This window comes from Ralstonia sp. RL (assembly GCF_001683835.1).
Taxonomy (GTDB): domain Bacteria; phylum Pseudomonadota; class Gammaproteobacteria; order Burkholderiales; family Burkholderiaceae; genus Ralstonia; species Ralstonia mannitolilytica.
In genome coordinates this window covers 1-13,685 of sequence record NZ_LWRX01000101.1, presented here as the reverse complement: position 1 = coordinate 13,685, position 13,685 = coordinate 1, and the positions used below count along the sequence as shown (strand labels likewise).

Here is a 13,685-nt window from a genome sequence, read left to right as displayed (position 1 = left end):
CGGCCGCCACGCAAAACGCATGAGTACATAAGAAAATACTATTTGGAATTCGCATACTGCCTCTACCAGAATGCACAGACCACATGCATGACGGCGATCAACCCGGCACATGGAACTCCGACAACTCGAGGCATTTGCGGCCGTCATGTCGACGGGTAGCGTGACGGCGGCCGGCAGACTGCTGGGCCGATCGCAGCCCGCCATCAGCCGGCTCATCCAGGATCTGGAAGCCGAGATCGGCTACGCCCTTTTCACCCGCGCTGGGCCGCGCGTGTCGCCGACCGAGGAGGGCTTCCTGCTGTACGAAGACGTTGAGCACACGCTCATCAGCCTGCGGCAGATCCGCACCCGCGCCGAAGAGATCGCCCGCGGCGAGCCCCGCCCGCTACGGCTGGCGGCCACCTCTGCGCTGGCGGCGGGCTTGCTGCCTGCGGCGCTGGCGGACGACCGTGAGCTGGCCCAGCATGTCCAGATCCGCAGCGCCTCGCCGGAACAGGTGGTGCACGCGGTGCTGACCGGCGCGGCGGATCTCGGCATCAGCAGCCTGCCGTTGGAGCATCGCGGTGTCACCGTGCATTGGATTGGCGAAGCCGCCTGCGTTGCCGCCCTCCATCAGACCGACCCGCTTGCCCAGGCACAGCGCGTGGCGCTGGCGGATTGCGCGGGCCGCCGCATTGTGACCATGCACAACCCGTACCGGCTGCGCCGCCGGCTCGATCAGGCGCTGGCGCAGGCCGGCGTGGTACCGGCTTCGCTGATTGAAACCAATGCCTCGCTCAACGCCCTGACTGCCGTCCGCGCGGGGCTGGGCGTGGGGCTGCTGGAACCTGTCACGGCGTATGGCGTGCCCGTCGAAGGCGTGACGGTCCGCCCCATCGATGCCGATATCCCGTTCTTCTTCGGCGTGATCACACCCGAGGCGAAGCGCCCCATGCCCGCCGTCACGTGGCTGATCGACGCCCTCTCACGCGCCGCGCAGCGGCTGCTGCCGGATTGCAAGCTGCACGACCCCGCACGCCACGCCAGCATGCTGCAGGTGCTGTACGGGGAACCCCTTAACGAAACCGAAGGCGCGTCCGCATGACCGATCTGCAACCCGACAACGCGCCGCACGCCACCGGGCTGGCGGCGCTGGAAGCCCGTTTGCGCCAGGACCTCGCCTGGCTTGAACTGCCTGCAAAGGCGTGGACCCTGCCGCATACCGTCAATGGCGAGCCGGTGCTCGATGTCGCCGTCATCGGGGGCGGCATGGCCGGCCTCGCGGCGGCGGCATCGCTCAAGCACCTTGGCGTGGGCGCGGTGGTGTTCGACCGCTCCCCTGCCGGCTTTGAAGGCCCGTGGGCGACCACGGCGCGCATGGAGACACTGCGCTCACCGAAGCAGCTGACCGGCCCGGCGCTCGGCTTGCCCGCGTTGACCTTCCGCGCGTGGTTCGAAGCGCAGTTCGGTACCGACGCATGGGAAGCGCTCGACAAGATCCCGCGCCTGCAGTGGATGGACTACCTGCGCTGGTACCGCCGCGTGCTGCAGCTCGAGGTTCGCAACGCGCACCACGTCAAGGCGATTCATCCGCGCGAGGACGCCGTCGAGCTGCTCATCGACGCGCCCGACCAGCCGACGCAGCGCATCTATGCGCGCCGCGTGGTCCTGGCGACAGGCCGTGATGGCCTCGGCGGCCCGTCGGTGCCGGAATTCGCGCGTGCGCTGCCGCGCCACCGGTGGGCGCACTCGTCCGACGAGATGGATTACGGCACGCTGGCCGGCAAGCGCGTCGGCGTCGTCGGCGCAGGGGCCTCGGCCATGGACTCGGCCGCGACGGCGCTCGAAGCGGGCGCGGCCAGTGTCGACCTGCTCATCCGGCGTCCCGACCTGCCCCGCGTCAACAAGGGCAAGGGCGCGGGCAGCCCCGGCCTGGTGCACGGGCATCTGCACCTGCCCGACGCCTGGAAATGGCGCATCCGCCATTACATCAACGTGGAGCAGGTGCCGCCGCCGCGCGGCAGCACGCTGCGCGTGTCGCGACACCCGAATGCACGTTTCAACCTCGGTTGCGGCATCCTTCGTGTGGAGGAGCGCGATGGCGTGCTCCACGTGATGACGAGCAAAGGCATGTTCGAACTGGATTTCCTGATCTTTTCGACGGGTTTTCGCACGGACTGGGCGGCCCGGCCCGAATTCAGCACCCTCGCGCCGCACGTGCGCCAGTGGCGCGATCGCTACACGCCGCAGCCCGGCGAGGAGGACGCAGAGCTGGCCGACTCGCCTGACCTGGGCCACGCCTTCGAATTCCTCGAGAAAACGCCCGGCGCGCTGCCCGGCCTGTCGCGGGTGCATTGCTTTTGCTATCCGGCATCCGTCACGCACGGCAGCGTCTCGGGCGACATCCCGGCCATCAGCGAGGGCGCGAAACGGCTGGCGCAGGGCATTGCCGGCCTGCTCTACCGCGAAGACATCGAAGCCCATTACGCCGCCATCCAGGCTTATGCCGAACCCGAGATCTTTGGCGATGAATGGACGCCTGCCCCACCGCCCGGCGTGCAGGCCCAGGCTGCATCCACCCAGGAGGCCGCACGATGACCGCCTGGCTGATCCGCCGCATCGGTCAGGCGCTGGTGGTCGTGCTGGTGATGACGGTGATCGTCTTCATCGGCCTGCACGCCATCGGCAACCCGGTCGACATCCTGATCGGCCAGGACGTGGACCAGATCGACCGCGCCCGCATCATTGCCGAGCTGGGGCTCGACAAGCCGCTGTGGCAGCAGTACGTCGCGTTCCTGAACGGCGCGCTGCACGGCAACCTGGGCAAGAGCTTCGTCTACAACGAGCCGGCCATCCAGCTGATCCTGCAGCGCCTGCCGGCCACGCTGGAGCTGGCGTTTGCCGCGTTGATCATCGCGGTGGTGATCGGGGTGCCGCTGGGGGTGTTCGCGGGGCTGTATCCGCAACATCCCGTGTCGCGGCTGCTGATGATGGGCAGCGTGGTGGGTTTTTCGCTGCCGACGTTCTGGGTCGGGCTGATGCTGATCATGGCCTTCAGTGTGAGCCTGGGCTGGCTGCCCGCCAGCGGACGCGGCGAAACCGCGCGCCTGTTCGGCATCGAATGGTCGTGGCTGACGGTCGATGGCCTGCGGCACCTCGTGCTGCCGGCGGTCAACCTGTCGCTGTTCAAGCTCTCGCTGGTGCTGCGGCTGACGTCTGCGGGCGTGCGCGAGGTGCTGCCGCAGGACTTCGTGAAGTTCGCGCGGGCCAAGGGGCTGTCGCCGCTGCGCGTGGTGCTCGCGCACGTGCTGCGCAACACGCTGATCCCGCTGGTGACGGTGCTAGGCCTGGAGCTGGGCTCGACCATCGCCTTTGCGGTGGTGACGGAAAGCATCTTCGCGTGGCCCGGCGCGGGCAAGCTGATCCTCGATAGCATCAACTCGCTGGACCGGCCCGTCATCGTTTCCTACCTCATCGTCGTGGTGTGCCTGTTCGTCTCGCTCAACCTCATCGTCGACATCCTGTATCGGCTGCTGGACCCGCGCGTGCGTGCGGCGGACAGCGCGGAGGCTGCATGATGAATACAACTCCGCAACCCACCACCGCAGCGGCGGTTGCCGCCCCGCGCAAGCAATCGCCGTGGCGCCGCGTGGTGTCCGATTTTCTGGCATCCAAGACCGCCGTCTTTGGGCTCGTGGTGGTCGTGATCCTGATGCTCGCCGCGCTGGCCGCACCGTGGATCACCCCGCAGAACCCGTACGACCTGATGCAGCTCGACGTGCTGGACTCGCGCCTGCCGCCAGGTTCGCCGAATGGCCTGGGGACATTTACGTACTGGCTCGGCACCGATGGCCAGGGGCGCGATCTGTACTCGGGCATCCTCTATGGGCTGCGAATCAGCCTTGGCGTGGGGATCGGCTCGGCGACCGTGGCCGCGATGATCGGCACGCTGCTCGGCCTGATTGCCGCGTATGCCGGCGGCCGCGTCGACAGCATCATCATGCGCACGGTCGACCTGCTGCTGTCGTTCCCATCGGTGCTGGTGGCGATGATGATCCTCGCTTATCTCGGCAAGAGCATCACGAATGTCGTGCTGACCCTCGTGCTGCTGGAGTGGGCGTATTACGCGCGGACGGTGCGCGGCCAAGCGCTCGTTGAGCGTCGGCGCGAATACGTGGAAGCCGCCCGCTCGCTCGCCCTGCCCGGCTGGCGCATTGCGCTCAGGCACATCCTGCCGAACTGCCTGCCACCGCTGATCGTCGTGGGCACGCTGCAGGTGGCGCGCGCGATCACGCTGGAGGCAACGCTGTCCTTCCTGGGCCTGGGCGTGCCGATTACCGAGCCGTCTCTGGGCCTGCTGATTTCCAACGGATACCAATACATGCTCTCTGGCCAGTACTGGATCAGTTTCTATCCGGGCATCGCGCTGTTGCTGGCGCTGGTGGCCATCAACCTGGTGGGCGACCGCCTGCGTGAAGTGCTGAACCCGAGGACGCAACGATGACGGCGTCCACCAACGCGACCACCCTCGAAGTCCGCAACCTCCGCACGCATTTCTTCACGCGCGAAGGCGTGCTGCCGGCTGTGGACGACGTGTCGTTCTCACTCGCGCGCGGGCGCATCCTCGGGCTGGTGGGCGAGTCCGGCTCAGGCAAGTCCGTCACCGGGTTCTCGATCATGGGTCTGGTGGACCCGCCCGGCCGCGTCGTCGGCGGGGAGATCCTCTACCAGGGCCGCGACCTCACCAAGCTGCCCCCGCGTGAATTGCGCAAGCTGCAGGGCAACCGCATCGCCATGGTCTTCCAGGACCCGATGATGACGCTCAACCCCGTGCTGCGCATCGACGCCCAGATGATCGAAGCCGTGCGCGCGCACAGCAGCATGAGCCACAAACAGGCGTGGGACCATGCGCGGGACACGCTCGGTCTGATGGGCATTCCGAGCCCCGAAGAACGGCTGCGTGCCTATCCGCATCAGCTTTCGGGCGGCATGCGACAGCGCGTGGCGATTGCCATTGCGATGCTGCATCGGCCGGACCTGATCATTGCCGACGAACCGACCACGGCGCTGGACGTGACCATCCAGGCGCAGATCCTGTCCGAAGTGCAGAAGCTCGCGCGCATGCACGGCACGGCGCTGATCTGGATCACGCATGACCTGTCTGTCGTGGCCGGGCTGGCCGACGAGGTGGCCGTGATGTACGCCGGCCGCATCGTCGAACACGGCCCGGTTGATGCGGTGCTCGATGCCCCGCTGCACCCCTACACCATGGGCCTGATCGACAGCCTGCCCAGCGAGAACCGTCGCGGCCAGCGCCTGCGCCAGATTCCCGGCATGACACCGAACCTGCTGTCGCTGCCCGCGGGCTGCGCGTTTGCGGCACGCTGCCCGCGGGCCACCGAGGTCTGCGGCGTACGCCCCGACATCACGCAGCCAATACCCAACCGCCTCGTGCGTTGCTTCCATCCGGGCGCGCAGCACGCTTCCTCGCAGGAGGTCGCATGAGCACGCCACTCGTCGAACTCAAGCAGGTCAGCAAACGCTTTGGCGATCGCAAAGTCGGCGTGGCCGATCGCGTTCTGCAGCGCGCCGGCCTGGCGCATCCGCCTGCGATCGTTCGTGCGGTCGATGGCGTCGACCTCGCGATCCAGCCCGGTGAAGTCGTCGGCCTCGTCGGCGAATCGGGCTGCGGCAAATCCACGCTCGGCCGGATTGCTGCGGGCCTGATGCCGCCCTCGGCCGGCGAGGTGCGCGTGGACGGAAAGGCTGTGGACACGCTCTCTGCCGAGGAAGCGCGCGCGGCCCGCCTGAAGATCCAGATGATCTTCCAGGACCCGTATGCGAGCCTCAACCCGCGCCTGCGCGTGGAAGAGATCGTCGGCGAGGCGGCACGCGTGCACGGCCTGACCGACCGCGCCAACTTTGCCGATTACGTGGCTGCGCAGATGCAGCGCGCGGGCCTGGACCCCGCTCTTCGCGACCGCTATCCGCATCAGTTCAGCGGCGGCCAGCGGCAGCGCATCGGCATTGCGCGCGCGCTGGCGGTGCAGCCGTCGATGCTCGTCTGCGACGAGGCGGTGGCCGCGCTGGACGTGTCGATCCAGGCGCAGATCCTGAACCTGTTCATGGACCTGCGCGAGCAACTCAACCTGACCTACCTGTTCATCAGCCACGACCTGGGCGTGGTGGAACACCTGTCGGACAGGGTGGTGATCATGTACCTCGGCCGCGTGGTGGAATCGGCCCCGGCGGAGGAAGTCTTCCGCCGCCCAAATCATCCTTACACGCAGACCTTGCTGGCGGAAATTCCGCGCCTGTCGGCCCGGCACAAGACGTTTACCGCCATTCAAGGCGAGATGCCCAGCCCGCTGCACCCGCCGACCGGCTGCCATTTCCACCCGCGCTGCCCGCACGCCATGCCCCGCTGCAAGACCGAAACGCCGACGCTGCGCGGCATTGCGGTCAACCACGTCAGCGCGTGCCATCTGAACGACGCGACCTGAACGACATTCAATAAGCCAACGATTCCAAAAACAGGAAAAGGGAACCCACGTGAAACGCCTCCTAGCCTCGTCGCTTGCTGTAGCGCTGTTTGCCGCTGCCGGCGCTATCAGCGCGCAGACGCTGAACATCGCCTTTGCCGATCCGCTGTCGTCGCTCGACCCACAGTTGAACAACCACGCCGGCGACCGCTCCGTCGACGTGCATTTCTGGGATCTGCTCGTCGAAAACAAGTGGAACAAGCTGCAGCCCGGCCTGGCGCTGTCGTGGAAGACGCTGGATCCGAAGACGTGGGAATTCAAGCTGCGCCCGAACGTGAAATGGCACGACGGCCAGCCGTTCACGGCGGATGACGTCGTCTTCTCGTACCAGCGCGCGCGCAGCGTGCCGGGCAGCGTGGCAACGTTCGCGGGCTATCTGCGCACGGTGGAGTCCGTCACAGCCAAAGACCCGCTGACGCTGATCATCAAGACGAACATCCCGAACCCCGACCTGCCCCTGAACCTCGCATCCGTGCACATCGTCAGCAAGCATGTGGGCGAAAAATCGTCCACCGAGGACTACAACGCCGGCCGCGCCGTGGTGGGCACGGGCCCGTACAAGTTCGTCTCGTATGTACCGGGCGACCGCGTGGTGATGGCGCGCAACGACAACTACTGGGGCGGCAAGCAGCTCTGGGAGAAGGTCAACTACCGCTACATCAACAATGCTGCCGCGCGTACGGCCAACCTGCTCTCGGGCGAGGTGGACGTCATCGACAAGGTGTCGGTGTCTGACCTGGCGCGCCTGCGCCAGTCGCCCAATGTGAAGGTGTTCGCTTATCCGGGCCTGCGCGTGATGCTGCTGCAGCCGAGCTTCCGCAAGGGGCCGAACGAGTACATCACCGGCAACGACGGCAAGCCGCTGCCGAACAATCCGCTGCTGGATGTGCGCGTGCGCCGCGCGCTGTCGCTCGCCATCGACCGCAAGGCCATCGTGGACCGCATTCTGCAAGGCGCCGCCACCGTCGCCAACCAGTGGATGCCGTCGGACACGTACGGCTATAACCCCGACGTGAAGGACATTCCGTATGACCCCGCACAGGCGAAGAAGCTGCTGGCCGAGGCGGGCTTTCCGCAGGGCTTCAACCTCGTGATGCACGTGCCGAACGACCGCTACCCGCAAGGCCCGGAAACCGCGCAGGCGGTGGCGCAGTTCTGGACGCGCATCGGCGTGAAGGCGCGCGTGGAGGTGGTGCCCTGGTCGGTCTACTCGGGCCGCGCCAACAAGAATGAGTACGCGATGAGCATGCTGGCATGGGGCAACGGCACCGGGGAGGCAAGCTATGCGCTGGTCAACGTGCTGGCCACCGTCGACACCAAGAAAGGCCTGGGCGCCTCCAACTGGGGCCACTACAGCAACCCGGCCGTCGACAACGCACTGAACGCCTCCACCGAGGAATTCAACGTCGAGAAGCGCGCGGCCATCCTGCGCCACTCGGTCAAGCTGGTGTCCGACGACGTGGGCGTGGTGCCGCTGTACCACTACCAGAATGTCTGGGCCGCCAGGAAGGGCCTGAAAGTGACGCCGATGACGAGCGACCGCACCGCGGCGCAGATGGTCACCAGGGACGGCAAGTAAGCGCCATGGGAACCTTCGCGCTCAGCGTGACGCCGGCGGATGACCTGATCGACGTGTCGCGCCAGATCGTCGTGACGGGGCTGGCGCCAGGCGCGCAGGTCGGCATCGTCGCGCAGACAGCCCGCGGCAACGGCGTGCTGTGGCATGCCCGCGCCGCATTCGTTGCCGATGCGCAGGGCGCGGTCGACCTCACGCGCGACGCGCCCGTCTCCGGCGATTACACCGGCATCAGCGCCATGGGGTTGGTGTGGAGCCAGCGCCCGGAGGACGGCAAGGCGCGTGAGGTGTTTCCGCCGCTGTGCGCCACAGGCTTCGAGCCGCTGACCACCACGCTCACGGCAACGGCCGGTGGCGAGTCGGTCCACACCCGCTTCGTGCAGCGGCTGGCCGCGCCGGGCGTGACACGCCACGAGGTGCGTGCGGCCGACAACGGGGAAGGCCTGGTCGGCACGCTGTACCTGCCCGACCCATATGCGCATCCGGGCCCGCGCCCCGCCGTGCTGATTCTCAACGGCTCGGGCGGCGGCATGAACGAACCACGTGCGGCGCTGTATGCCTCGCACGGCTACGCAGCCTTCGCGCTGGCGTACTTCAAAGCGCCGGGGCTGTCGGACTACATCTCGAACACGCCGCTGGAGTATTTCGAGCGCGCGCTCGCCTGGCTGCGCAGGCGCGTGCAGCCGCTGCACGACTTCGTTGCCGTGAGCGGCCAGTCGCGCGGCGGCGAGTTGGCATTGCTGCTTGGCGCGACCTTCCCCGAGGCCGTGTCCGCGGTGATCGGCTACGTGCCGGGCGCCGTGGTGCACAGCGGGCAGAACGCCGCCGACCCCGCCGTCGGCCGCGAAGGCCCGACGTGGCTGTATCGCGGCCAGCCGCTGCCGCATCTCTGGGAAGGCAATCGCACCGCCACCTGGGCGCCGTTCGACGAAGGCCCTGCGCCGCATCGGCATGAACGGGCGATCCGCACCGCGCTGCAGGACGCCGATGCCGTGGCACGCGCACGCATCCGCGTCGAACGCACGCGTGGCCCGGTGCTGCTGCTGTCTGCCACCGACGATGGTTCGTGGCCGTCGAGCGACTACTCGCGCATGGTCACCGCCAAGCTCGCCGAGGTACGCCACCCCTACCCCGTCGAGCATTTCGACCACGAAGGCGCGGGCCACGCCATCGTCTTCCCGTACGTGCCGACCACGCAGCTCGTCTATGCGCACCCGGTGTCGGGCCGCATCAGCACGGGTGGCGGCGAGCCGCGTGCCAATGCCCGCGCCGATGCCCAGTCGTGGGCGGCAGTGCTTCGCTTCCTCGCCAGCGCGGTGGCCGCGCGCGGCGCGTCCGTACCTGATTCCCGGAGCCTTTCATCGATGGATTTCACGCCCGATCAAGATGTGGTGGACCAGGTTGCCGGCCTGGACGACGGCAGCGCCACGCACGCGCTGCGCCACACCCGAGAGAAAGTCGCGGCTGCCACGCAAGGCAGCTACGACGCACTGTTCGATGCGGCCTTGCCCGGCCTCACGCTGAGCGAACGGCTGCTCGTGGCGCTCTACGCGTGCCGCCTCACGCCCGCCCCCGAACTGGGCGCCCACTACCGGGCGCGCCTGGCCGATACACCGGTCGACGCAAACGCACTGCAGGCCGTGGACCACGGCGATGTCGACGCGCTTGCCGACACACGTCTGCGTGCGCTCCTCACGTTCACCCGCACTTTGATCGAGCGCCCGATCGAAGGCGATCGCGATGCACTGCTGCGCTTGCCCGCCGCGGGCCTTGCCACCGCAGACGTCGTGACGCTGGCGCAGCTCATCGCCTTCCTGTCGTATCAGACACGGCTGGTCGCCGGCCTGCGCGCGCTGCAGGCACTGAACGGCGCCAGCACCTCCCCCGCTTCCACGGAGACCGCAGCATGACCGAGATCATTCGCGCCCACGGCTTCACCAACGAATCGCTGGAGTGGAAGGCGTGGCTCGATGTGGTCGACCTCGACCGCGCCACGCCCGAGCAGATCGCCGTGCTGGAAGAGAGCCACCCGAAGGCGAAGACGTCGGACTACTACCGGTTTCTCGTTCACCAGCCCGAGATCCTGCGTCAGCGGTCGGCGGCATTCAACGCGATCATGTATGCGCCGGGCGGCCTGTCGCGCGCCGAGCGCGAACTCGCCAGCGCGGTGGTGTCGCGCGTCAACGGCTGCGTGTATTGCGCATCGGTTCACGCGCAGCGCTTCGAGCAGCTTGCCAAGCGCAACGACGTGATCAAGCAGGTCTTTGAAGACCCGCACACCGCCGGCACGAATGCGCGCGAACGGGCCATCGCGCTGTTCTCGATCGATCTGACGCTGCGCCCCGGCGACGTCCGAGCGGAAGACCTGCAGCCGCTCAAGGCCGCCGGGCTGACCGATGCGGAGATTCTCGACCTGATCCACGCCGTCGCCATCTTTGCGTGGGCCAACCGGCTGATGCTGAACCTGGGCGAGCCGGTGTTTCCGGACGCGGCCTGAGCGGTTTCGGCCGCCGCACAAGAAAAAGCCGCAGGTTCGCGCCCGCGGCTTTTTCGTTTTACCGCAGCGGCATCACGCCATTGGCAGTTGCCGCACAGGCTTGCCCGTCAATTGCGCCACGGCGTGCGCCACAGCGGGCGCGATGGGCGGCACGCCGATCTCGCCGACGCCGGTGGGCGCGGCCGCGCTCGGCACGATGTGCGTTTCGATCACGGGCGTCTCGGCCATCTTGAGCACGGGATAGTCTGGGAAGTTCGACTGCACGACCTGCCCGTCCTTGATGTCGATGCGCCCGTACAGCGCCGCCGTCAGGCCGAAGATGACGGCGCTCTCCATCTGCTGCTCGACGATGCGCGGGTTGACCACGGTGCCGCAGTCCACGGCGCACACCACGCGGTGCACGCGCGGCTTGCCGTCCTTGAGCGAGACCTCCGCGACCTGCGCCACCACGGAGCCGAAGCTGGGGTGCAGCGCGATGCCGCGTGCTCGCGGGGCACCATCGGCACCCGGCGCGAGCGGCTGCCCCCAACCCGCCGCCTGCGCCGCGGCCTCAAGCACCTTCAACTCGCGCGGATGCGCACGCAGCAGGTCCCGCCGCATCGCCAGCGGATCGAGCCTGGCCGCCGCCGCGACCTCGTTGAGGAAGCCCTCCAGGAAGAAGCCGGCATACGAGTGGCCAACGCTGCGCCAGAACCCGATCGGGACCGGCAGATCGACGCTCACGTGCGCGATGTGCTCATGCTCGATCTCGTAGGGCAGATCGAACAGACCCTCGACGGTGTAGCGGTCAATGCCCGCCGATGGCGCACCGAACAGGCGGTCCAGCTCGCCGGCCAGGATGGACTGGCCCGCACTGCGCGAGGCGATCGCCGTGACCTTGCCGTGCTCCACACGGGCCTTGAGCCGTGCGATGGCCTGCGGCCGATAGAAATCATGCCGGATGTCGTCCTCGCGCGACCAGATGACCTGCACGGGACGGCCTTCCGTCCTGGTTGCGATGGTCACGGCCTGGCCGACGAAATCCGACTCCAGCCGCCGTCCGAAACCACCACCGATGAACGGGATGTCGATGTGGACCTTGTCGCGGTCCACGCCCGCAGCCCGTGCAGCCACCACCTGCGCAAGCGTCGCGACCTGCGTGGGCGCCCAGAGCTGCACGCCGTCCTTCGTGACCTGGGCGGTGCAGTTCATCGGCTCCATGGTGGCGTGGGCGAGATACGGCGCCGTGTATTCCGCCTCGACGATGATGCCGCCGCCGGTGTTGTCGAAGGCGTTCAGCCCGTCGCCCATTGAGCGATAGGTGAACCCGCCCTTGTCGCTGTTCAGCGCGTTGACGAGTTGCTGCCGGATGCCGGCTGAATCGAGCGCGGCGTGCGGGCCGTTGTCCCACACGGGCTCGACCGCCGCCAACGCCTGACGCGCCTGCCAGTAGTGGTCGGCCACCACGGCCACCCCCGGAGCCCCGCCCGCCGAGCCTTCGAACGGCACCACATAACGCACGCCCGGCATGGACAAGGCGGCCTTCGATTGAAACGTCTTCAGCTTGCCGCCAAACACCGGGCACATCACGACCGCGGCGTACAGCATGCCGGGTGGCCGCACGTCGATGGAAAAGCGCGCGCTGCCATCGGTCTTCGCCGCAAGGTCGTTGCGCGGCGCCGGCTTGCCGATCCACTGGTATTGCGAAGCAGGTTTCAGCCTGACGCTGGACGGCGCAGAGATGCCCTGCGCCGTCTTTGCCATGCTGCCGAAAGTCGCCTGCCTGCCGCCCGGGCCAATGAGTCGGCCATCGCGGATGCTGACCTGTGCAGCCGGCACATTCCATTCGCGTGCAGCCGCTTCGACCAGCGCGGCGCGCGCCGCGGCGGCCGCTTCGCGCACCGGCTGCCAGCCGTCGGCTACGCTGCTGCTGCCGCCGGTGATGATGAGGCCGATCTCCCGCGCACCCTTCGACATCATCCAGGCCAGTGCCCGCGCCCAGGTCTTGTCCTCGCTATCGGGGTGCACCGGCAGCGAGCCGATGCCCATGGCGACCACATTGCCGTAGATGCGCTCCACCGGGGGGCTCTCGATGCTCACGCGCGAGAGCGGAATGTCCAGTTCTTCGGCCGCCAGCATCGACAGTGCGGTGTGGATGCCTTGGCCCATCTCCACGCGGGGCATGGCAAGCATGACGCTGCCATCCGGCGTGATCTTGATCCAGCCGTTCAGCGCAATTTCGCCGTTGTGCTCGGGGAAGATGCCCGCACCGCCCACGCGGCTGCGCGGTGGCATCACCCCCCAACCCACCACCAACGCCCCGCCTATGCCCAGCGCACCGAGCAGGAAACGACGGCGCCCTCTGCGCGGCTTCGTTGCGTTGGCGTTCATGCGTGCCCGTCCCGCAACGCCTTGGCGGCACGCTTGATGGCCGCGCGCACGCGCGGGTATGTGCCGCAGCGGCAGATGTTCGTCATGGCGGCGTCGATATCCGCATCGCTGGGGTCGGGCTGGCGCCCAAGCAAGTCAGCCGCGGCCATCAGCATGCCGGACTGGCAGTAGCCGCACTGGGGCACCTGCTCATCCACCCAGGCCTGCTGCAGGGCGTGGCGCTTGCCCTCGCCGCCGGCCAGGCCTTCGATGGTGGTGATTCGCTTGCCGGCCACCGCCGCCACGGGCAAGACACAGGAGCGCACCGCCGCGCCATCCACGTGAACCGTGCAAGCGCCGCAGGCCGCAACGCCGCAGCCGAACTTCGTGCCGGTCAGGTTCAGGTGGTCGCGCAGTACCCATAACAGCGGTGTGGCCGGGTCGCAGTCCACGTTGACCGGCTTGTGGTTGATGTCCAGCTCCATGTGGCGGTGGTCTCCTTGCCTTGGCGTTTTTTTTGGCGAAGCGTACGTTCAAACGGCTGGGAGCGGCAATAGTGGTCACCCTCGGTTGCTTGCTGCGCCGGAGAACCGACAGCCTCGTCCAGACCGAGGCATCAGGGGTTGGCTGGCTCGCCCGGTGTGCTACAATCGCGGGCTTCCGGAGAGATGGATGAGTGGTTTAAGTCGCACGCCTGGAAAGCGTGTATAGGTTAATAGCCTATCGGGGGTTCGAATCCCCC

The 13,685-nt window shown here is 67.6% G+C and carries 11 protein-coding genes; 9 read left to right on the top strand and 2 right to left on the bottom strand.

Annotated features, from left to right (window positions below; translation table 11 throughout):
• Positions 1–109: 109 nt before the first annotated feature.
• The 9 genes from A6M56_RS10030 to A6M56_RS09990 are packed head-to-tail and all read left to right on the top strand — an operon-like array spanning position 110 to position 10,594.
• Positions 110–1,084 (top strand): LysR family transcriptional regulator, encoded by a 975-nt coding sequence (locus A6M56_RS10030; protein WP_045787129.1) that lies wholly within the window; start codon positions 110–112, stop codon positions 1,082–1,084.
• Positions 1,081–2,577, top strand: coding sequence for a flavin-containing monooxygenase (locus tag A6M56_RS10025; protein WP_102079915.1), 1,497 nt, complete (start codon positions 1,081–1,083; stop codon positions 2,575–2,577). The genes A6M56_RS10030 and A6M56_RS10025 overlap by 4 nt, the downstream gene beginning before the upstream one ends.
• Positions 2,574–3,557 carry an ABC transporter permease gene (locus tag A6M56_RS10020; RefSeq protein WP_102079916.1) on the top strand — a complete coding sequence of 328 codons (984 nt, stop codon included), beginning with the start codon at positions 2,574–2,576 and terminating at the stop codon, positions 3,555–3,557. Before A6M56_RS10025 ends, A6M56_RS10020 begins: the two co-directional genes overlap by 4 nt.
• Positions 3,554–4,483, top strand: coding sequence for an ABC transporter permease (locus tag A6M56_RS10015; RefSeq protein ID WP_045787132.1), 930 nt, complete (start codon positions 3,554–3,556; stop codon positions 4,481–4,483). Before A6M56_RS10020 ends, A6M56_RS10015 begins: the two co-directional genes overlap by 4 nt.
• Positions 4,480–5,484, top strand: coding sequence for an ABC transporter ATP-binding protein (locus A6M56_RS10010; protein WP_045787133.1), 1,005 nt, complete (start codon positions 4,480–4,482; stop codon positions 5,482–5,484). Before A6M56_RS10015 ends, A6M56_RS10010 begins: the two co-directional genes overlap by 4 nt.
• Positions 5,481–6,482, top strand: a complete 1,002-nt coding sequence (locus A6M56_RS10005; protein WP_045787134.1) for an ABC transporter ATP-binding protein — start codon at positions 5,481–5,483, stop codon at positions 6,480–6,482. The genes A6M56_RS10010 and A6M56_RS10005 overlap by 4 nt, the downstream gene beginning before the upstream one ends.
• Positions 6,483–6,531: 49 nt before the next feature.
• Positions 6,532–8,100, top strand: coding sequence for an ABC transporter substrate-binding protein (locus A6M56_RS10000; RefSeq protein ID WP_102079917.1), 1,569 nt, complete (start codon positions 6,532–6,534; stop codon positions 8,098–8,100).
• 5 nt (positions 8,101–8,105) lie between these two features.
• Positions 8,106–10,007, top strand: a complete 1,902-nt coding sequence (locus A6M56_RS09995) for an acyl-CoA thioester hydrolase/BAAT C-terminal domain-containing protein (RefSeq protein WP_102079918.1) — start codon at positions 8,106–8,108, stop codon at positions 10,005–10,007.
• Positions 10,004–10,594, top strand: coding sequence for a peroxidase-related enzyme (locus A6M56_RS09990; RefSeq protein WP_045787137.1), 591 nt, complete (start codon positions 10,004–10,006; stop codon positions 10,592–10,594). The genes A6M56_RS09995 and A6M56_RS09990 overlap by 4 nt, the downstream gene beginning before the upstream one ends.
• A gap of 72 nt (positions 10,595–10,666) precedes the next feature.
• On the opposite strand, the gene A6M56_RS09985 is transcribed toward A6M56_RS09990, so the two are convergent.
• Both A6M56_RS09985 and A6M56_RS09980 read right to left on the bottom strand, forming a co-directional pair.
• Positions 10,667–12,964: a xanthine dehydrogenase family protein molybdopterin-binding subunit gene (locus A6M56_RS09985; RefSeq protein ID WP_102079919.1), complete on the bottom strand. Its 2,298-nt coding sequence runs from the start codon at positions 12,962–12,964 to the stop codon at positions 10,667–10,669.
• Positions 12,961–13,428 (bottom strand): (2Fe-2S)-binding protein, encoded by a 468-nt coding sequence (locus tag A6M56_RS09980; protein ID WP_102079920.1) that lies wholly within the window; start codon positions 13,426–13,428, stop codon positions 12,961–12,963. Before A6M56_RS09980 ends, A6M56_RS09985 begins: the two co-directional genes overlap by 4 nt.
• Between the last annotated feature and the right edge of the window lie 257 nt (positions 13,429–13,685).